Below are 18,399 nucleotides of genomic sequence, written 5' to 3' on the forward strand. Positions count from 1 at the left end.
AGAACGTTTCTGAACTGATTTCGCAACTGCTCCTGCGTGCTAACGTTGCATCAGAGCAATGCTATGAAAATGAACCCCAAAGTGTGGTTTAACCGCTCCCGTATTCCGAGGAATGCTGCTGAAAACGTAACGTTTTCAGCGAACGATCCTGCCGGTGAAAGTCCTCCGCGGTTAGAACTCTTTTCGACCGCCCAGATGGAGCGCTACGGTCAGAAGCTGGCGCGAACCCATAAATTATCACCGGATAAACATCCTTATTATCTTCTGAAAAGGCTTGGCGACAATGAGGCTATCATCACTCAAAACTGCTATGAGCTTAACGCGGGTAAAAAGACCAGTATCATGCCCGCCGGAGAGTGGTTGCTGGACAATTACTATCTGATTGAAGAACAGATACGCACTGTCCGCCAGCACTTACCAAAAAGCTTTGGTAAAGGACTCCCGTCGCTGATGTCGCCGCTGAATTGCCCACGAATTTACAACATTGCATCAGAGGCTATTGCTCACGGTGATGGCCGCTGGGATGCCGCCAGTCTGACCAGCTATCTCACAGCTTATCAACAGGTGACACCTCTGACATTAGGTGAAGTCTGGGCATTACCGGGAATGCTGCGCCTGGCGCTGATAGAAAATCTCCGTCGTATAAGCGTGGAAGTGGTAAAAGCGCAGCAGGACAGAAATCTGGCCGATACGTGGATAACAAGGATTTTCGAATGCGCCGAGAGTGCGCCTGGTGATTTAATCATGGTAGTTGCCGACATGGCACGCTCCCGGCCTCCTTTAACCAGTGCGTTTGTCGCCGAACTGGTGCGGCGCCTGCAGGGGCATGGTAACGCGCTGTCGTTACCTCTGAACTGGGTTGAACAGAGCCTTCGGGAACAGGGGATCACCTCCGACGTTCTCATACATAACTTTAATCAACAGCTTGCCGCCAGCCAGCTGTCTGTCAGCAACAGCATCGCGGGTCTGCGGTTACTGAGTGAAACGGACTGGGCTGATTTCGCCGAAACGATAAGTGTCGTCGAACAGGCTTTACGTAATGATCCTGCCGGGATCTACCCCCGGATGCACTTCAATACCCGGGATCATTACCGACACGTTGTTGAGGTCCTGGCCAGAGACAGTGGTCTCAGCGAGCCAGAGGTTGCTGACAGAGTACTGCGGCTGTCAGGAAAGAATGCTCCCGATACACCGGAACATCATGTTGGTTATTATCTCGCAGGCGAAGGTCGACAGGCGCTGGAAATTCATCTCCTGGCAGATACTTCAAGTCTCATACGCTTGCGGCACAGTTTCAACAGAATAACCCTGCTGTCATGGCTTGGAAGCCTGGCGTTGTTGACCACCGCAACAACCGCGGCAATTTTGCACGAAACTGCCATGCAGGGCGCACAGTGGCTGTTGATCGCAGTGATACTGCCTTTGATTATCGCTTTAACTCAGTTAATAAGTGATTTACTCAGTGACGCAACCACCCGCTTTCGTGTTCCTCGCCCGTTGCCGGGAATGGATTTTTCAACCGGTATTCCCGCTGACAGCGCCACCCTGTTAGTCATCCCCTGCATGCTGACCAGCCACCAAAGTTTCACTAAGCTCCTTACCAGCCTTGAAGTCTGTTGGCTGGGGAATGAAAACGAAAATCTCAGGTTCGCGCTGCTCACTGACTTCGCTGATTCTGAAAATGAACCCTCGCCAGAAAGTCACATACTGCTGAGACAGGCGATCGCCGATACGCAGGCGCTGAACCGCCGCTATCCCTCCGGGCGGCCACGTTTTTATCTGCTACACCGCCAGCCTGAATGGAACTCCGCTGAAGGAACCTGGATGGGCTATGAACGCAAGCGGGGAAAGCTGGCGTTACTGAACAGCTGGTTACGCCATCCGGGGACACAATTCGTCAGCGTAGCAGACATGCCTACCCACCTTTTACCAGGTCACATTAAATACGTTATTACCCTGGACAGTGATACGTTGCTGCCGCGCGATACGGCACACAAACTGGTCGCGGCAATGGCACATCCGCTGAATACGCCAGTATATGATCCAGTAAGCCAGAGGGTTGTCAAAGGATTCGGCATTCTGCAACCCGGCCTTGCAGAGGAGATACCACGCAACGGTCAGGGGCGTTACGCAGCGCTGCGCAGCAGCATACCGGGCAATAACCCCTATTCGATGATGTCTTCGGATATTTATCAGGATCTGTTTGGGGAAGGATCGTTCGTGGGCAAAGGGATTTACGATGTTGATATTTTTATGCAGGCCACCGCCAACACCTGCCCGGAAAATCTGGTCCTCAGCCATGACCTCCTCGAAGGATGCTATGCCCGTTCGGGTCTGCTGAGTGAGGTGTTGCTCTACGAACAATACCCTAATAATTATTTGTCGGATGTTGCACGGCGTTCACGCTGGATCCGGGGTGACTGGCAACTGCTTAACTGGCTGAAACCACGCGTCAGAAAAGCCGATGGAACCCGAGACAGGAATCCGCTGACCGCGCTTTCTTACTGGAAATTACTTGATAATCTGCGGCGCAGTCTGGTCGCCCCCTCTTTACTGGTATTGCTGTTCTTTACCCTGCTTGGGGTACCCAATCCGGTTTACTGGCTGGGCGTACTTTCACTGATATGGCTATTACCATCCATCCTCTGCATTGCCCATGATCTTCTGCATAAACCTCTGCGTCGCCGCCTGAAGCCGCATCTGTTACTGGTGGGGGCGGGCGCGCTGAAGCGTTTGTCAGGTATCGGGATTAATTTTGCGGTACTGCCACACGAAGCCGGATATTCGTTGAAGGCGATTGCCGTGACGCTATGGCGACTGGGGATCAGCAGGCGTAGCCTCAGCCAGTGGGTCATTCACAGCCACGACAGCAATCAGTCCACACCCGCTTTTGCGCGGTTTTATCAGGCGATGTGGCTGAATGTAGCCTGTGGCGTGACGCTGATAATACTGACCGGACAATTTGCACCACAACTGCTGGGAATTGCGTTGCCGATCGGTATGTTATGGTGTGTGGCACCGCTGCTGATGAGCTGGCTGAGTCGCCAGCCCGTGCGTAAGGTGTTTTCGCCAAATCAGGAACAAAAACAGCTGTTACGCCAGACTGGCCGTGAAATCTGGGCGTTTTTTGAAACCTTTGCCACAGAAAAAGAGAACTGGCTTCCGCCTGATAACTACCAGGAACTACCGCAACCGAAGGTGGCCCATCGCACTTCCCCTACCAATATTGGCCTTTCCCTTATGGCTAACCTGACGGCATGGGACTTTGGCTATCTGCCCGGCGGAGAGGTGCTCCGGCGCGTGTCGCTCACGCTCGACACGCTGGATAAAATGGAGCACTACCGGGGCCATCTCTACAACTGGTATGACACCCGTACGCTGGCCCCCCTCAGCCCACGCTACATCTCGAGTGTTGACAGCGGCAACCTGGCGGGGCATCTGTTGACCCTGCGTGCAGGGCTGTCCGCCATGCGTCATCAGCCTGTTTTAAACAGCCAACAAATACTGGAAGGACTGAACGATACGCTGGGTATTCTGGAAAACCAGTGGGGTCAGAATCCCCCGGACAGCCTGCGGCTGCTGCGCAAACACTACCTGTTCGCGGTGTCGCTCTCTCCGCAGGCATTTTTCAGCGAGCTGAAAAACATGCGCACCCAGAGCAACCATCTGATCACGCAATGTCATCATGGAGCCCCCCTCCAGATGCGCTGGGCAGGACATCTGGAGCATCAGCTGGTTCAGCTTTGCCATGAGTGGTCGCTGCTGCTTGGCTGGTTACCTGCATCCTGGAACAAACAAACGCTGCCGACGCTGAGCGAGCTTGCCCGGGAGACATTTACCGGTAAAGAAACACCCTCTGCATCAGCGACGGGGCAGGCCCGGATGCGACTCAATATTATCACCGAGCTTGAACAGCGGCTGGATGAACATGCCCGGATGGATTTCGCCTTCCTGTACAACGAAGCAACCAGTCTGCTCAGTGTTGGTTATAACTGTGACACAAATACGCCTGACAAGAGCCACTATGATCTCCTGCCGTCTGAAATTCGCCTGACCAGTTTTCTTGCCATTGCGACTAATCAACTTCCTCTTAAAAGCTGGTACGCGCTGGGTCGACTTTTTACCACGATTGATAATGAAACTGCCCTGATGTCGTGGAGCGGATCCATGTTTGAATACCTGATGCCGAATCTTGTAATGCCTACCTGGCCTGGTAGCCTGCTCGATGAGATGAGTCAGTCGGCAGTTATGCGCCAGATCCACTGGGGGAAAGAACGCGGAGTACCCTGGGGGGTTTCAGAGTCTGGTTATCATGCTTTTGATGTTCAGTATAATTATCAGTATCAGGCCTTTGGCGTGCCGGGCCTCGGTCTGCGCAGGGGGCTTGCTGATGACATGGTTGTCGCCCCTTATGCCACATTGCTGGCGTTGATGGTCTCTCCACAGAAAGCCTGTGAGAACCTGTTCAGGCTGCAAAAAAATGGCGCACACGGCGAATATGGTTTTTATGAAGCGCTGGATTATACCCCCTCACGCCTCGCATCTGGTCAGCTCTATGCGGTGGTTCAGTCCTGGATGGCACATCACCAGGGCATGGCATTTCAGGCGTTGGCCCATGTATTGCTTGGGGCCCCCATGACTGAGCGATTTATGTCCAGTACGACCTTCCGTTCAGCGAGTCTGTTGTTACAGGAGCGCGTGCCGGATGCGCTCGATCTCTACAGCCCACGTCGTCATTTTGAATCTCATGAGGGCAGAGTCAAACCCGTTCGCTATGAACCCCGCATTTTCAATGGGGTGGACACGCCAGCTCCGGATATTCAGCTCCTGTCCAACAGTCAATATCATCTGATGTTGACGGTAGGCGGTGGCGGTTACAGTCGCTGGAAAAATATTGCTCTTACACGCTGGCGCAGTGATACCACCCGAGATAACTGGGGAGCATTCTGCTATATCCGCGATATGCAGACGGGCAACGTGTGGAGCAATACCTGGCAGCCGACAGGCAACGCCAGCGAACACGAAGAAGAAGTGATATTCACCGATGCGAGTGCTGAATTCAGACGTACCTTTGGTGGACTCAGCGTCAAAACTCAGATTGTTATCTCCCCGGAAGATGACATTGAACTGCGACGTCTCACACTCATTCATCGTGGACGCCAGCCCCGCTCTCTGGAGCTGACAACCTATGCCGAAGTGGTACTGGCCCCTGATGCCAGCGATCTGGCACACCCGGCATTCAGCAATCTGTTTATTCAGACTGAACTTGAACCTGAGCGTGACGCTATTCTTTGCCACCGGCGCCCGCGCACCCCGGATGAACCGAGTCCCTGCTTGTTTCACATGATGGTGGTGCATGGCGATACACTTCATACCGTCTCATTTGAAACGAATAGGGCAAAATTTCTTGGCCGTGGCAGAAGTCCTGCTGATGCCCTGGCAATAGAGGCTGGAGGAGCGCTTAGTAACACGTCGGGGTCAGTACTGGATCCTGTACTGGCGATACGCCATGCCATCATTATGCAGCCGGGGCAGACGGTCACGATTGATATCATTTATGGCATCAGCGAGACCCGTCAGCAAAGTCTGGCTCTGCTGGAAAAATACCGCGATTACCCTATCGCTGATCGCGTCTTCGAACTGGCCAGGTCTCACAGTCAGGTGGTATTACGTCAGATGAATGCCAGTGAAGATGATGCCACGTTGTTTAATCGTCTCGCCAGTGCAGTGCTTTACCCTGTCCAGGAGCTGCGAGTCGAGGGACAGGCGATCAGCCGCAACCGTCGCGGTCAGTCCGGTCTGTGGGGCTGGGCAATTTCAGGCGATCTGCCGATAGTGCTGCTGAGTATTACCAGCGAAGAAAGTATCGCTGCCGTGACCACTCTGATTCAGGCACACCGGTACTGGAGACAGAAAGGGCTGGAGGTGGATCTGGTGATCCTCAATAACAGTCCCGGCGGTTATCAGCAGGGATTACAAAATCAGATTATGGAGTTAATTTATGCCGGGGCTGAAGCCAGTCTGCTGGATAAAACGGGTGGGCTTTTTGTCCGTAATGGCGAGCATCTCTCCGCTGAAGATAAGTTGCTTTTGATGAGCGTGGCCTGTCTTTATCTTGATGATCGTGCAGGTGGAATTGGTGAGCAGCTTAATCAGCGTATTCATACTCTCAAACCTCCGGCCAGAGCATTCGTACCTCACGCAGTCCGGGAACGTAATCAGCACAAGGAGTGGAATCCCGATGTCGGTCAGTTACAACATTTCAACGGATACGGTGGGTTTTCTCAGGATGGTCGGGAGTATCAGATTGTCCTGCGGGAAAATGCGCTGACACCAGCACCATGGTCAAACGTACTGGCAAATTCCCGTTTTGGCAGTGTGATTTCAGAGGCGGGACAGGCCTATACCTGGTATGAAAATGCGCATGAATACCGGTTGACACCCTGGGAGAACGATCCGGTGAGCGATCGCAGCGGCGAGGCGTTTTATCTGCGCGATGAAGAGAGCGGCGAGTACTGGTCGCCAACGGTTTTGCCTGTTCGCGGACACGGTGATTACCTGACGCGCCATGGTTTTGGTTACAGCGTCTTTGCCCATCGTGAAAGCGGTATAGACAGCGAGTTGACTGTTCTGGTTGCCGAAGACGCGCCGGTTAAACTTGCACTCCTGACGCTCAGTAATACGTCGGGCCGGACACGCAAACTTTCCGTAACTGGCTATGTGGAATGGACGCTGGGTGAATCCCGACCTCGCTCGGCTCCTCACATTGTGACACAGGCAGCCAGTGTTCCTGGCGGCTGCGGGGTACTGGCGAACAACTTTTATGGTGATAACGGCGGTGACCGTACTGCATTTTTTGCCGTCAGCGGTAATGACTGTTCGCTGACTGGTGACCGCCGGGAGTTTATCGGTCGCAACGGCTCGCTGCACGCCCCGTCTGCGATGAAACTGCTCAGGCTATCAGGTAAGACGGGCGCCGGCCAGGATCCCTGCGGGGCGGTGCAATCTGCCGTCAAATTAATCGACGGCGATCAGAGGACCTTTATTTTCATCCTTGGCGCTGCTGAGAATCATGCTCGCGCTCAGGAGACGCTTGCCCATTATATGAACGAAGATGCGGTCCGCCAGGCGCTGAACCGGGTTCATATCCACTGGCACAATATGCTCGATAAAATTGTGGTTAACACCCCCGACACGTCCGTAAATTTACTGGTTAATGGCTGGCTAATGTATCAGACAGTAGCCTGTCGTCTTATGGCCCGCAGTGGTTACTATCAGTCTGGTGGGGCATTTGGTTTTCGCGATCAGCTGCAGGATACGCTGGCACTGAGCCATGCTGCTCCGGATCGAATGCGTGAACAGATAATGCTCTGTGCATCACGGCAATTTATCGAGGGTGACGTGCAGCACTGGTGGCACCCGCCACACGGAAACGGTGTGCGTACCCGCTGTTCCGATGACTACCTGTGGCTTCCTTTTGCTGTTTGCCACTATGTTGAAACGACGGGGGGTATGGATGCACTGGAAACACGCATTCCTTATCTTGAGGGACGGCCGCTTCAGCCGGGTGAAGAGTCAGTCTATGACACGCCGGTCATCAGCGGCACCGAAGAGACACTCTGGTTACACTGCGTCAAAGCTCTTCAGTATGGACAGCGGTTCGGGGGGCACGGCCTGCCGCTGATGGGGGCAGGTGACTGGAATGACGGGATGAACCAGGTGGGTATCGAAGGCAAAGGTGAAAGCGTCTGGCTGGGCTTCTTCCTGTACGATATTTTGCAGCGGTTTGCAGCGCTGGCGGAGCGCAGGATGGATGAGAATGTCGCCTCTATGTGCCGTGCACAGGCCCTGCGTCTGCAAAGCAATCTCGAAGCCCATGCCTGGGATGGTGAATGGTACCGGCGCGGGTATTTTGATGATGGTACTCCCCTGGGGTCGAAAGCCTCTCAGGACTGCCGGATCGATGCGATTGCGCAGAGCTGGTCTGTATTGTCCGGGGCCGCAGACCCGGGACGGTGCGCAAAGGCCATGCAGGCGCTGGATAAGCACCTTGTGGATAACGAAGGAGGGCTGATCAAACTGTTAACGCCTCCTTTCGACGGACACGGCCCGAATCCGGGCTACATACAGGGGTACCTGCCCGGCGTGCGGGAAAACGGAGGGCAGTATACGCATGGCGCCATCTGGGCAGTGATGGCCTTTGCCCGAATGGGGAATGCCGAACGAGCCTGGCAACTCTGGTCAATGCTCAACCCTATAAATCACACCCTGAATGCGGACTCGGTCGGGATTTATAAAGCTGAGCCTTATGTCATGAGTGCTGATGTCTACAGCGTCGCTCCCCATACCGGACGTGCAGGGTGGAGCTGGTATACCGGTTCCGCAGGCTGGGCCTGGCGTTTACTTACCGAGGAATTACTGGGGATAAAACGTTCCGGCACTGACTTTAGTGTTCATGCCAGGTTACCGGATGCGTGGTCGTCTTTTTCTATGGCATATCAGTATGGTGAAAGCCATTATCAGATTAGTGTTTCACGCGGCGATGCAGAATATTGCGTGACGCTGGATGGTGTTCTCCTCCCTGATGACAGAATACCGCTGAAGGATGATAGACAAAACCATACGGTTGAGATCATTCAGAACTGACGCTGATCCCGGAGGTGCATTAACGTCTGCCGTTAATGCGCTGATTATCCCTGAGAACGTCAATCGCTGTCTGCATGGCGATTTTGTCATCCCTTTTTTTTTGCCTGCCCTGCATGACCTGAAGGTATTCCAGCAAGGTTCGGGTATTAATCGGTCGGCCCTGTTTACCCACAGCCAGCACGGCTTCGCCAAGAATAATTTTTACTGGCGGTAGCTGGGACGGGTACCAGTCAAGGGTGTCTTCTGATTTCATTATAAATTTCTCATGGAAGGGTATTATATCATAAATCGGACGTTCAATTTTCAATATCTGCTATCGTGATTCAGTCATAAATCAACATAACTTAACCCGGCTGTTTTTAGAGTAAAGCGTATAATAATTAATGTATTCCTCAGAGAGTTATTTATGTCTTATACAAATGGGCTCAGGTATTTTAAAGAAAGACCGGTTCATGTTGCCTGCCCGGTATGCGCACACAGAGCCGATCAGAAAGCAGGTAAACTAAGAAAAGATGCGGTTCTTGAGTGCCCTGCCTGCGGACTGTTGTTCAGACCTTCAGAATGCTGGTGTATCGGCGGCTGATCAGCTTCTGCCACTTAACGTCAGTGATGTCGGGAAATGACAACATTTCTCCTGTACTGCAGTTGTCGAGGGTATGATAATGAAATCTAAAAAATCTGTTTTTATTGAAGGACATATCCTGTCAAACAGCTGTCACGGGCAGGCCGGTCAACCTTTCTGTATTCACCGGGTCAGGTTTAGTAATGGTAAATATGCGATTATTCGGATGGCATCCGGGATATGTTTCAAACCAGGCGAAATTATTCAACGAAACGATTGTGAGTGGTTTTATAAACTTACCAAAATTCGGCTTTTTTCTTTTGAGTACCTTGACGATGATGAATCAAGAAGACAATTCCTTGAGTATCAATGATAAAACCATGGATTTATAACAGAATAAATTTGCTGACTTACAATTCATTCCTAGCTCTTTAAATCCTTTACCAGGCATTGCAAAATTATTTTTTCTGAATTTAGATGGGTTTAAATTGTCTAAAACAAAATGTATCGCTAAAGACAAATTGCCTCATTGTTTTCCTTTTGCGTTATAACCTTCATTAGCATTAAGGAAATTTATGGCACAGACTTTTACTCATAATTTACTTCATCCTCGCCACTGGCTTACCTGGTCTGGTTTGGGTCTGCTGTGGCTTCTCGTTCAACTTCCTTACCCGGTTTTACATATTCTGGGCTCTGGCCTTGGAACAATATCCAGACCCTTTCTGAAACGCCGGGAAGGGATTGCGATTAGAAATATCGAACTGTGCTTTCCCGAGATGACACCGTTTGCCCGGAGCCAGATGGTCAATAAAAACTTTGCTTCTCTCGGGCTGGGACTGATGGAAACAGGAATGGCCTGGTTCTGGAGCGATGCGAGAGTCAAAAAATGGTTTGATGTCGAAGGGCTTGAAAACCTGACCGGTGCGACAAGAGGAGTAATGGTTGTCGGGATTCATTTTATGTCCCTTGAGTTGTGTGGAAGAGTAATGGGGTTATGCCATCCTATGATGGCAACGTATCGCCCACACAATGATCCATTAATGGAATGGGTACAGACAAAAGGGCGTATGCGTTCAAATAAGGCTATGATTAATCGACGTAATTTATCAGGTTTTGTTCATGCGCTAAAAGCAGGTGAAGCCGTTTGGTTTGCACCAGACCAGGATTATGGGTCTAAAGGAAGCGTTTTTGCACCTTTTTTCTCGGTAAAAAAAGCAGCCACGACGAACGGAACGTATGCTCTGTCAAAACTCGCTGGTGCACACTTGATCACACTTAGCATGATTCGACGTAGCGATAAAAAAGGTTATCACATGTATATCAGCAATCCGTTGTCAGGCTATCCAGGGGAAGACAAGGTCGCCGCAGCGGCTTATATGAACAAGATCATCGAGCGTGAAATTCTCCGTGCTCCTGAGCAATACCTGTGGATGCATCGCAGGTTCAAAACGCGTCCTGAAGGCGAAGTCTCTTTATACAAATGAACAACTCTACTTGTCATGAGCCAGAATCTATCTTTCTTGCCACTGCGTATTTGTAAAAATGCGATAAGGAATTTTCGATCGGATTCATGTTAACGATGGCTTGACTGACAGCCAAAGTTAATCAATTGAACCGGTTTGGATTTGAAGGTCCGTTTTTCGCTCATAGCGGACATAAGCTTGCGTGTCAGTCCGCTTTGTGCCAGTAGCAGACCCTTCGATTGTGCAGAACTGTGATGAAAGGGAAAAACTCATACCTCTTCCGTTTTGAGTATGCGGATATGATGCGCAGCACCTGCAAAAATGACCGTACATCTGCCTTTGTATCGGGTATTCCCGCAACCGCCCTGTATGTTATGTGCCCCCATAATACCGCAGCGGGAAAACAACAAATCAATTAACTCGCTGTTTTCACCTATTTTTCCGGAAAGAGCAGCCCATCTGAGTAGCAGGTGAGTTCCCCAGTGACGGTCCTCTGTTGGAAGTTCAATGGCCAGCTCATCTGGCAGGGTGTCCCTCAGTCGTGCCAGGATTTTTGGCTGCGAAGAAAGAGAAGCATCCAGGTCTGCCACTGGCAAATGGTCAGGGAATTCGCAGGTATAGACTCTGGGAGTATGAACAGGAAGACGCGATATCATATGAGCGTGGTAATCGGCACCGTCAAAATTATCAATAAACCAGAACGCCAATCCTGTACCTTCGCCTGTACCAAAAAACTGAGGGTCAAAGCTGTCAAATAACGCGCGTGAACCGTGATAAATTCTCACAATAGCTCCTGTCTGCTACCTGTAAATCAGATCGTTAATAATCTCGTTGATTACTGTTTTGACTACTTTATGTATGCAGGAATCCGCAGCATAAGGCATTAATTAGAGAAATTTTGCTTGAGGTTAAATTGTGATTTACATCACAATTTAAAACCCTATAATCGCCGGAAAATTGAGCATTTATTTTGACGGCAGGGATGAGGTGTCTTCCTGCCGTTTTTTTATTCCGTACTTATCGCGCGGGAGCTGCACCAATACGACGCAGCGCGTCCTGCACTTCATGTAATCCAAAAATATCATCCGGAGGCGGGGTTTTTCCGGCCAGCTGGCAGAACGTAAAGGCGGCATTGGATGCAGTTAACCGCTCGCGGTGCAGCGCCTGCAGGGCCACCACAACCAGCGTTCGGTCTTCATCTTTCAGTTCTTCGAGTCGCATACTGTTTCCTGTAGGTTGATGTTCATATCATGACCGTCCTTTTGCCGTTTTATTGTCAAAGGCCAGGATAACTCCGAGGCACATCAGACAGGCGTAGGCGATCTGCAGCACAATGGTCACCGGCAGGGGCATCGCATCGACGAGTAATAACGGGACGACCAACGCCACGCCCAGCAGGACCATTCCCCTGCCGGTCTTTTTGACGAGGTCCGCCCACTGGTCCTCTGGAACGTTTCTGGCACGCAGAACATGGCAGATCATGCGTTCAGCATGGTGCTTTACGAGTGACATAATGGATTTACCTTATTTATCCTTCGCGCCACCAAACATGGCCCGGGCATTGCTCAGGGTTTCATTGTCATCTTCCCGGGGCGCGGGCGGTGCACTGCCCTGCCCTTTTGCTGGCGTCTGCGCTGCCGGTCGGCGGTTGCCGAACGATTTCATTTCTTCCGGGAAAACCGCCTGCATCAGCAGAACCATCTCCTCGAACGTGGTCGATTCATTCAGCTGGGCTGCCAGCAGATGCGGCAGCCTTTCATCCTGTTTTCTCAGGGCAAAGCCGGACAGAAGCGCAGCACGCCAGACGTTCCCCCGCTCACCCTGGGGCAGCCTGTCTGTTTCATCGCAGACGTAGCGCTCAGCAGCGTTGCTTTCGGGGTTCAGGTAAAACGTAATTTTTCTACGGGTGTCCGGTTTATCCATCTCATTAACCAATTGCGAACATGCCATTGACCAGGTCAAACTGGGGATCTTCGCTCAGGTAAAACCTGTCATCGCGCACCCCACAAAATTGTCTGACCGCACTGGCGATGAGTTCGGCACCGCCACCAATTACCATAACATGAGAATAACTTTCAAAGCTCTTCACGGCATCGATCACCCGGTTCACAAGACGGTGATGTGAATCGCGAAGCGCTTCCTGCACGACGGCCAGTCTGGAGGCATCGTTAATGCGCTGCCGCATAAAATTCTCGTCTTCGCGGTGGATGATGAGTTCGTCAGCAAGATAGCTGCTGCCCCGCGTTCTGGCCACTGCCATCGCCGCCCTGACGTCCTGCGTCATCAGTGATACCCCCAGGCCGGAGTCGCCAAAGATACGCGAAATCCCCCGCATTTTGGCCCTGACATGTGAAATATCGAGCGTGGTGCCTCCCAGGTCAACAATGAGCAGTGAGTCAAGGTCGTCCAGTTTGCTCACCACATCAAAGCCTGCCGGAATGGACTCAGGCATGACGCGCACACTGCGAACGGTGAAGGCCAGTCCGTCATTCAGGGTGACCGGCCGCATCAGGTTTTCCTCTTTGCGCCGGATATTCTCAGCACAGGGTTGATTGTCACGGTTGTAATACTCCGCGAGCGGCAGCGTCACGACAATGTCGACCTCCCGGGGTTCAAGTCCGGTCTGCAGCAGCGCATGGTGGACGGCAATGACGTTCACATCACTGTACTGCCATGCAATGTTGGTCGTGACCAGCGCATCGGCGCTGATGGGATCGAAGGTGTAGTGCTCTCCATTGAGCGAATAGTTAAAAACGCGCTGGCCCCCAAAGCAAACCGCCCACTCACGCTTGAAACTGTTCGGACTGATCGCCCGATGAACTTTTTCTCCGTCCTGCCACATCAGCTTAATGTTGGTTGATCCATCATCGATGAAAATTTTCATATAACCTCACGGTAATTTCAAATACAAAATCAGGTTTTTATTTGAGAAGTATAAGAGAACAATTTGAAATTTACACAGTGCGATGGGATTTATCAAGAATAATTTAGAGAAAAATTAGAGAATAATAAGGGGTGAATGTGGGATGTGTTAAAAAAGGGCATTCTGCGCTCGAAGTTGATCGCTTACGGTAAAAATACTACTGTATATAAAAACAGTATAATTAAAGTCGTGAGGGATACATGAAGTTACAGTTGCTTAGGCCGGGGAAAGAGATTCCGCCGCAAACGCATCCTTTTTTTTCAGATCTGGCCAGCTGCGGATTTCCCAGCCCGGCCCAGGATTACGTTGAGTCAGATCTGGATTTGCATGACTACTGCATTCGTCATCCGAGTGCGACCTACTATCTGCGCGCGAGCGGCGACAGCATGTCAGATGGTAGCCTGTTTAACGGGGATCTTCTGGTCGTCGACTGCGCGGAAAAACCTCAGCACGGCGATATTGTTGTGGCCAGCCTGCAGGGTGAATTTACCGTGAAGCGCCTGCTGCTGAGGCCGAGACTGATTCTGCAGCCTATGAACGCCGGCTGGGCACCTATCTACCCCGACCCCAATGAGCTGGAAATTTTCGGCGTGGTGACCCACATCATCCACCGGACACGGGAGATGTACTGATGTTTGCCCTCGCTGATGTGAACAGCTTCTACGCCAGCTGCGAGCGGGTATTTCGCCCGGACCTGAAGGGTAAGCCTGTTGTGGTGCTCAGCAATAACGACGGCTGCGTAATCGCCCGCAGCGCGGAGAGTAAAAAATACGTGCGTATGGGTACCCCGTGGTTCCAGATGAAAAACGAAAGCTATCCGGAGAAAATTTACGCGTTCTCGAGTAATTACGAGCTTTACGCTTCAATGTCGGCCCGCGTAATGAGCTGTCTCGAGGAACTGGCACCTCGCGTGGAACAATACTCAATTGATGAAATGTTCTTAGATATCAATGGAATAAATAAATACAATAACCTGGAAGATTTCGGTCGGCAACTGCGTGGGCACGTTTATGACTGCACCCGGCTGACGATCGGCGTCGGTATGGGTCCCACTAAAACGCTGGCCAAATCTGCTCAGTGGGCCTCAAAGGAATGGAAACAGTTCAGGGGCGTACTGGCCCTGACCCCGGGTAATCCGGCCAGAACGCGGAAATTGCTCTCCCTGCAGCCTGTGGAAGAGATCTGGGGCGTCGGAAACCGTATTGCGAAAAAGCTGCATGTTCTGGGAATCAGGACGGCGCTGGATCTGGCTCTGACGAACCCGACCTTTGTGCGTAAAAATTTCTCTGTTGTGCAGGAAAGAACGGTACGTGAGCTGAACGGTGAGAGCTGTATAGCCCTCGAGGAAGCCCCTCCCACCAAACAGCAAATTGTCTGCAGTCGCAGTTTTGGCGAGAAAATCACGGAAGCGGATTCGCTCCGCCAGGCCATTTGCCAGTATGCGGAACGGGCGGCGGAGAAGCTCCGGGGGGAACACCAGTTCTGCCGGCATATTTCTGTCTTTATCAAAACGTCTCCGTTTACCGTTAAAGAGCCTTACTACGGCAACGTGGCTACGGAGAAACTGCTTACGCCCACTCAGGATACCCGGGACATCATTGCGGCCGCCACAACGGCGCTGGAGCGTATCTGGAAGGATGGCCACCGGTATGCCAAAGCCGGTGTGATGCTGAATGACTTCACAAGTTCCGGCGTGTCACAGCTGCAGCTGTTCGACGAACGTCCGCCCCGACCTCATAGCGCAGAACTGATGAAGGTTCTCGATGGTATTAATCATTCTGGCCTGGGCCATGTCTGGTTTGCCGGACGAGGCATTGCACCATCCTGGCAGATGAAACGCGATATGCTGTCCCCTGCGTACACCACTCGCTGGAAAGATATCCCGATAGCAAGGATTAGTTAAATTTCGCCTTTAAGAGTGAGCTAGCAGTGCTCGCCGCAGCCGAACGACGGGGCGAAGCCCGCGAGTGAGCGAGGAAGCACCAAAGAGACGAACTAACAAACATTACTTACGCGCCTTAGCTAGAAAATACCCATACAAATGCTTGACTGACTATAGGTTGGTACCACAGTCCCAGTTGAGTGGTTAGGACCACGGTCCCAGTTGGGTGGTTGGGACCACGGTCCCAGTTGAGTGGTTGGGACCACGGTCCCAGTTGGGTGGTTGGGACCATGGTCCCAGTTGAGTGGTTGGGACCACGGTCCCAGTTGGGTGGTTGGGACCATGGTCCCAGTTAAGTGGTTGGGACCACGGTCATGAGGATCGTAAATTAGAAAGATAGTTATGAATAATTACTTTTTTACTTAATAGCCAAATGCTCAAGCATTTCTTCAAACTTCCCAATGTCTTTTTCTGAAAGCTTAGAGCGATCTAGGCTAATGATTAATTTATTGCCTTTATACTGCGCTGATGCTCCCGGAATGAAAACGCGCTTTTCAGGGGTCTGATTTAATTTTTTGCTGGGATCTTTTAGTAAGGCTGTAAGAAAATGGATTATTTCATCAGCCTCAAGTACCACACCTGCCTTTCTTTTTTCTGAAAGTTCATAAGCCCCTTCGAGTAAACGAGCCTCGTTATCAGCAAAAATTTTCTGTAAATTTTCACCAGCTCTGGCAGAAAGCTCGCCTGGATGAGAAAAAAGGGCGATGACATCTCTTGGTAACTTAGAGGAACTGATGCATCTGGTTATGATTTTCCTTGAAATATTTTCAGCGTCAGCCAGAGCAGAAATATTCCCATTAAATTCATTTTCTAATCGCTGAGAATATCGCTTACCTCTTTCATAAGCACTTGTCGGTCTATAATCGTTTCCAAGCTTGCATAAAGCATCCATCTGTTCGTCATCAAGGGCACCGACGAGTATGCGATACTCAGTTGATGTAAGAATGGCAGACATGCGACGGCGGCTACCATCGGCAACCTCTATATGTCCCCCGACCTTACGACCAAAAGCCGGATTTTGTTGGCCAGTTAGTAAGAACGATGGTATGAGATCGTCCAATGCCTCCTCTGTTAAAAATGCCTGATCACGTTCATTACCAGCCCAGACCTTTGTAGAGTTTGCTACATCTACACCTGGTATAGTTTCAAGAACAAACTTTACATCTCGGCCACACACGGGAAGGGTAATAGTATTACCCTTTGCCATAGCGCCCACTCGAGCAATGAGCGTATCAACCATAGGAGCAGCTGGAGCTGTTGCAGTAGTTGCAGGAGCGACTAAAGGATTAGATTTAGGAATAATAGGTGCACGTTTCATTAACGGATCTCCCAACGTGGTTTAATGAGACGATCAAATATTTCATTACAAACCGGCTCCCAAATTGCGAGTGCATTCCTCCATGCTCCAGTAGAAGAACGCTGATCTATGGCTTGTTCGAACACTGTTCTCATTCGGATCTGTCCTTTACCCACTTCATCCGTTTCACGTACTACGTTCTTAAGAACCATGCTTCCCCATGCATCCCTAATTTGCTCTTCCATCCAGGGCGACTGGGAACCATTATTATTGTTATATTTAGTAAGCAAGATCCTGACATCTGGCTCGAAGCCCTTAAGGTCCACGTTCTTCAGCAGATCCCTGAGCATGTCGAAAAACTGAAGAGCAGAGGTATAGTCAAAGAGTTCAGCGGGAGTAGGGACTAACAATACGTCAGCAGCACAAACAACGTTGATTGTGCCGATACCAAGGTTAGGAGCACTATCAATGACAACCACATCATAATCATGCGCAACCGTTTCGATGGCTAGTCTTAGCATCATATGAGGGTCTGTCGGCAGCTTACCATCGTCGTAACGCCCCATAAGCTCAGTTTCAATACGATGCAATGCGAGACACGAAGGAATAATATCCAGACCAGGCCAGCAGGTTGGTTTTATGGCATATAAAGCATCATCTCGTTCACCGAGATAAAAGGGGAGGAGCGTATCTTCAGAGTGAATATGTAAATCGGGAACCCAACCGTGATACATCGATGCCGTACCTTGCGGATCGTTACCTTCAACTAACAGTACACGAAGCCCTTTCAAAGCCAGATCCTGAGCAAGATGAACGGAGACAGATGTTTTATAAACCCCACCTTTATGAGCTGCAACACCAATAACCGGAGGCAGGCTTTCATCAGGACGACGGAGACGGGTACCAAACACATCTCGCATATGATTTATTTGTTCAATGGTATAGCCAACGCGCTGCTCTACGCGCCCTCGTAATTCCATATCTGGATGAGGCAAGCGCCCTGCTTTTTCAGCGTCACGAATAGCCTGGGATGACACACCGATCAGATCGGCAGCTTCACCAACTCGCCACCGCCGGGTGATTTTCCTTGCTTCAGGGCTATCATCATTAAATTGAGCGATAGCGATGGCTTTCGTCATCTCATGACCAGCGGTAATGCATTGATTTAGCGTATCCATTAATCCCATATGAAGTTCCTTTCAATTAACTTTGCATCATTCTATTAAATCTTGAGAAAACAAGCAAAGCAACATAAAACATGCAAACCATCTAGAAAAGTGCAAAGCACATCAAATTTTGCAAAGTTGATAACTTATTAAACAGAATCCTTCAATAAAATGAGGTGACTACGATGGTTTTACGTTCAGGAGGCCATAGCTAACTATCAACCCCCTCAAAAGACAGGGCATCTTTGGTACGTTCAGATTGGTCTTTTCATAAGCTCGACATACGATGTATCGAATAATTAGCACTCACTGCCTTAAAAAGACGAGGTATCCCGGGGTCACTTGTTAAGTCCAATTTCTTGATATGCATCAGATCAGATGTGAGCTATTTTTATGGTCA

The 18,399-nt window shown here is 50.7% G+C and carries 14 protein-coding genes; 6 read left to right on the forward strand and 8 right to left on the reverse strand.

Annotated elements, in window-relative coordinates; all coding sequences use genetic code 11:
* Window positions 1-63: 63 nt before the first annotated feature.
* On the forward strand, window positions 64-8,646 hold the full coding sequence (locus tag V7Q49_RS18550; RefSeq protein ID WP_333854260.1) for a GH36-type glycosyl hydrolase domain-containing protein: 8,583 nt from the start codon (window positions 64-66) through the stop codon (window positions 8,644-8,646).
* A gap of 19 nt (window positions 8,647-8,665) precedes the next feature.
* On the opposite strand, the gene V7Q49_RS18555 is transcribed toward V7Q49_RS18550, so the two are convergent.
* Window positions 8,666-8,899 (reverse strand): hypothetical protein, encoded by a 234-nt coding sequence (locus V7Q49_RS18555; protein ID WP_032992301.1) that lies wholly within the window; start codon window positions 8,897-8,899, stop codon window positions 8,666-8,668.
* 153 nt (window positions 8,900-9,052) lie between these two features.
* Here V7Q49_RS18555 and V7Q49_RS23575 point away from each other — a divergent pair, with 153 nt between their 5' ends.
* From V7Q49_RS23575 to lpxP, 3 genes are all read left to right on the forward strand, one after another.
* Window positions 9,053-9,229 carry a YnfU family zinc-binding protein gene (locus V7Q49_RS23575; protein ID WP_213076229.1) on the forward strand — a complete coding sequence of 59 codons (177 nt, stop codon included), beginning with the start codon at window positions 9,053-9,055 and terminating at the stop codon, window positions 9,227-9,229.
* A 79-nt stretch (window positions 9,230-9,308) separates the two neighbouring features.
* Window positions 9,309-9,581, forward strand: a complete 273-nt coding sequence (locus V7Q49_RS18560; RefSeq protein ID WP_280713838.1) for a hypothetical protein — start codon at window positions 9,309-9,311, stop codon at window positions 9,579-9,581.
* Window positions 9,582-9,783: 202 nt separating this feature from the next.
* Complete coding sequence (gene lpxP, locus V7Q49_RS18565) at window positions 9,784-10,692, forward strand: kdo(2)-lipid IV(A) palmitoleoyltransferase (protein WP_280713837.1); 909 nt, start codon at window positions 9,784-9,786, stop codon at window positions 10,690-10,692.
* A 248-nt stretch (window positions 10,693-10,940) separates the two neighbouring features.
* Here the strand turns inward: lpxP and V7Q49_RS18570 are convergent, their stop codons facing one another.
* From V7Q49_RS18570 to V7Q49_RS18590, 5 genes are all read right to left on the reverse strand, one after another.
* Window positions 10,941-11,456 (reverse strand): hypothetical protein, encoded by a 516-nt coding sequence (locus V7Q49_RS18570; RefSeq protein ID WP_333854262.1) that lies wholly within the window; start codon window positions 11,454-11,456, stop codon window positions 10,941-10,943.
* 232 nt (window positions 11,457-11,688) lie between these two features.
* Entirely contained in the window at window positions 11,689-11,892 is a 204-nt protein-coding gene (locus V7Q49_RS18575; protein WP_148569878.1) for a hypothetical protein, read from the reverse strand.
* Between the two features lie 27 nt (window positions 11,893-11,919).
* Window positions 11,920-12,183: a hypothetical protein gene (locus V7Q49_RS18580; protein ID WP_262660922.1), complete on the reverse strand. Its 264-nt coding sequence runs from the start codon at window positions 12,181-12,183 to the stop codon at window positions 11,920-11,922.
* A 12-nt stretch (window positions 12,184-12,195) separates the two neighbouring features.
* On the reverse strand, window positions 12,196-12,594 hold the full coding sequence (locus V7Q49_RS18585; protein WP_333854264.1) for a plasmid partitioning/stability family protein: 399 nt from the start codon (window positions 12,592-12,594) through the stop codon (window positions 12,196-12,198).
* Between the two features lie 4 nt (window positions 12,595-12,598).
* Complete coding sequence (locus tag V7Q49_RS18590) at window positions 12,599-13,555, reverse strand: plasmid segregation protein ParM (protein WP_333854266.1); 957 nt, start codon at window positions 13,553-13,555, stop codon at window positions 12,599-12,601.
* 239 nt (window positions 13,556-13,794) lie between these two features.
* On the opposite strand from V7Q49_RS18590, the gene umuD reads away from it, so the two are divergent.
* Window positions 13,795-14,226, forward strand: coding sequence for a translesion error-prone DNA polymerase V autoproteolytic subunit (gene umuD, locus V7Q49_RS18595; protein WP_234115802.1), 432 nt, complete (start codon window positions 13,795-13,797; stop codon window positions 14,224-14,226).
* Window positions 14,226-15,497: a Y-family DNA polymerase gene (locus V7Q49_RS18600; protein ID WP_333854268.1), complete on the forward strand. Its 1,272-nt coding sequence runs from the start codon at window positions 14,226-14,228 to the stop codon at window positions 15,495-15,497. Before umuD ends, V7Q49_RS18600 begins: the two co-directional genes overlap by 1 nt.
* Before the next feature lie 397 nt (window positions 15,498-15,894).
* On the opposite strand, the gene V7Q49_RS18605 is transcribed toward V7Q49_RS18600, so the two are convergent.
* Together V7Q49_RS18605 and sopA are read right to left on the reverse strand one after the other, a co-directional pair.
* On the reverse strand, window positions 15,895-16,854 hold the full coding sequence (locus V7Q49_RS18605) for a ParB/RepB/Spo0J family plasmid partition protein (protein WP_333854270.1): 960 nt from the start codon (window positions 16,852-16,854) through the stop codon (window positions 15,895-15,897).
* Complete coding sequence (gene sopA / locus V7Q49_RS18610; RefSeq protein WP_148569871.1) at window positions 16,854-18,020, reverse strand: plasmid-partitioning protein SopA; 1,167 nt, start codon at window positions 18,018-18,020, stop codon at window positions 16,854-16,856. The genes V7Q49_RS18605 and sopA overlap by 1 nt, the downstream gene beginning before the upstream one ends.
* Window positions 18,021-18,399 lie beyond the last annotated feature (379 nt).

Origin of the sequence: Leclercia sp. (genome assembly GCF_036780805.1) — a bacterium.
Taxonomy (GTDB): domain Bacteria; phylum Pseudomonadota; class Gammaproteobacteria; order Enterobacterales; family Enterobacteriaceae; genus Enterobacter.

Coding starts and splice junctions, on each gene's coding strand:
- umuD (WP_234115802.1), top strand. CDS start 13,795: ATGAAGTTACAGTTGCTTAGGCCGGGGAAAGAGATTCCGCCGCAAACG.
- V7Q49_RS18560 (WP_280713838.1), top strand. CDS start 9,309: ATGAAATCTAAAAAATCTGTTTTTATTGAAGGACATATCCTGTCAAAC.
- lpxP (WP_280713837.1), top strand. CDS start 9,784: ATGGCACAGACTTTTACTCATAATTTACTTCATCCTCGCCACTGGCTT.
- V7Q49_RS18575 (WP_148569878.1), bottom strand. CDS start 11,892: ATGCGACTCGAAGAACTGAAAGATGAAGACCGAACGCTGGTTGTGGTG.
- V7Q49_RS18590 (WP_333854266.1), bottom strand. CDS start 13,555: ATGAAAATTTTCATCGATGATGGATCAACCAACATTAAGCTGATGTGG.
- V7Q49_RS18605 (WP_333854270.1), bottom strand. CDS start 16,854: ATGAAACGTGCACCTATTATTCCTAAATCTAATCCTTTAGTCGCTCCT.
- V7Q49_RS23575 (WP_213076229.1), top strand. CDS start 9,053: ATGTCTTATACAAATGGGCTCAGGTATTTTAAAGAAAGACCGGTTCAT.
- V7Q49_RS18600 (WP_333854268.1), top strand. CDS start 14,226: ATGTTTGCCCTCGCTGATGTGAACAGCTTCTACGCCAGCTGCGAGCGG.
- V7Q49_RS18585 (WP_333854264.1), bottom strand. CDS start 12,594: ATGGATAAACCGGACACCCGTAGAAAAATTACGTTTTACCTGAACCCC.
- V7Q49_RS18580 (WP_262660922.1), bottom strand. CDS start 12,183: ATGTCACTCGTAAAGCACCATGCTGAACGCATGATCTGCCATGTTCTG.
- sopA (WP_148569871.1), bottom strand. CDS start 18,020: ATGGGATTAATGGATACGCTAAATCAATGCATTACCGCTGGTCATGAG.
- V7Q49_RS18555 (WP_032992301.1), bottom strand. CDS start 8,899: ATGAAATCAGAAGACACCCTTGACTGGTACCCGTCCCAGCTACCGCCA.
- V7Q49_RS18550 (WP_333854260.1), top strand. CDS start 64: ATGAAAATGAACCCCAAAGTGTGGTTTAACCGCTCCCGTATTCCGAGG.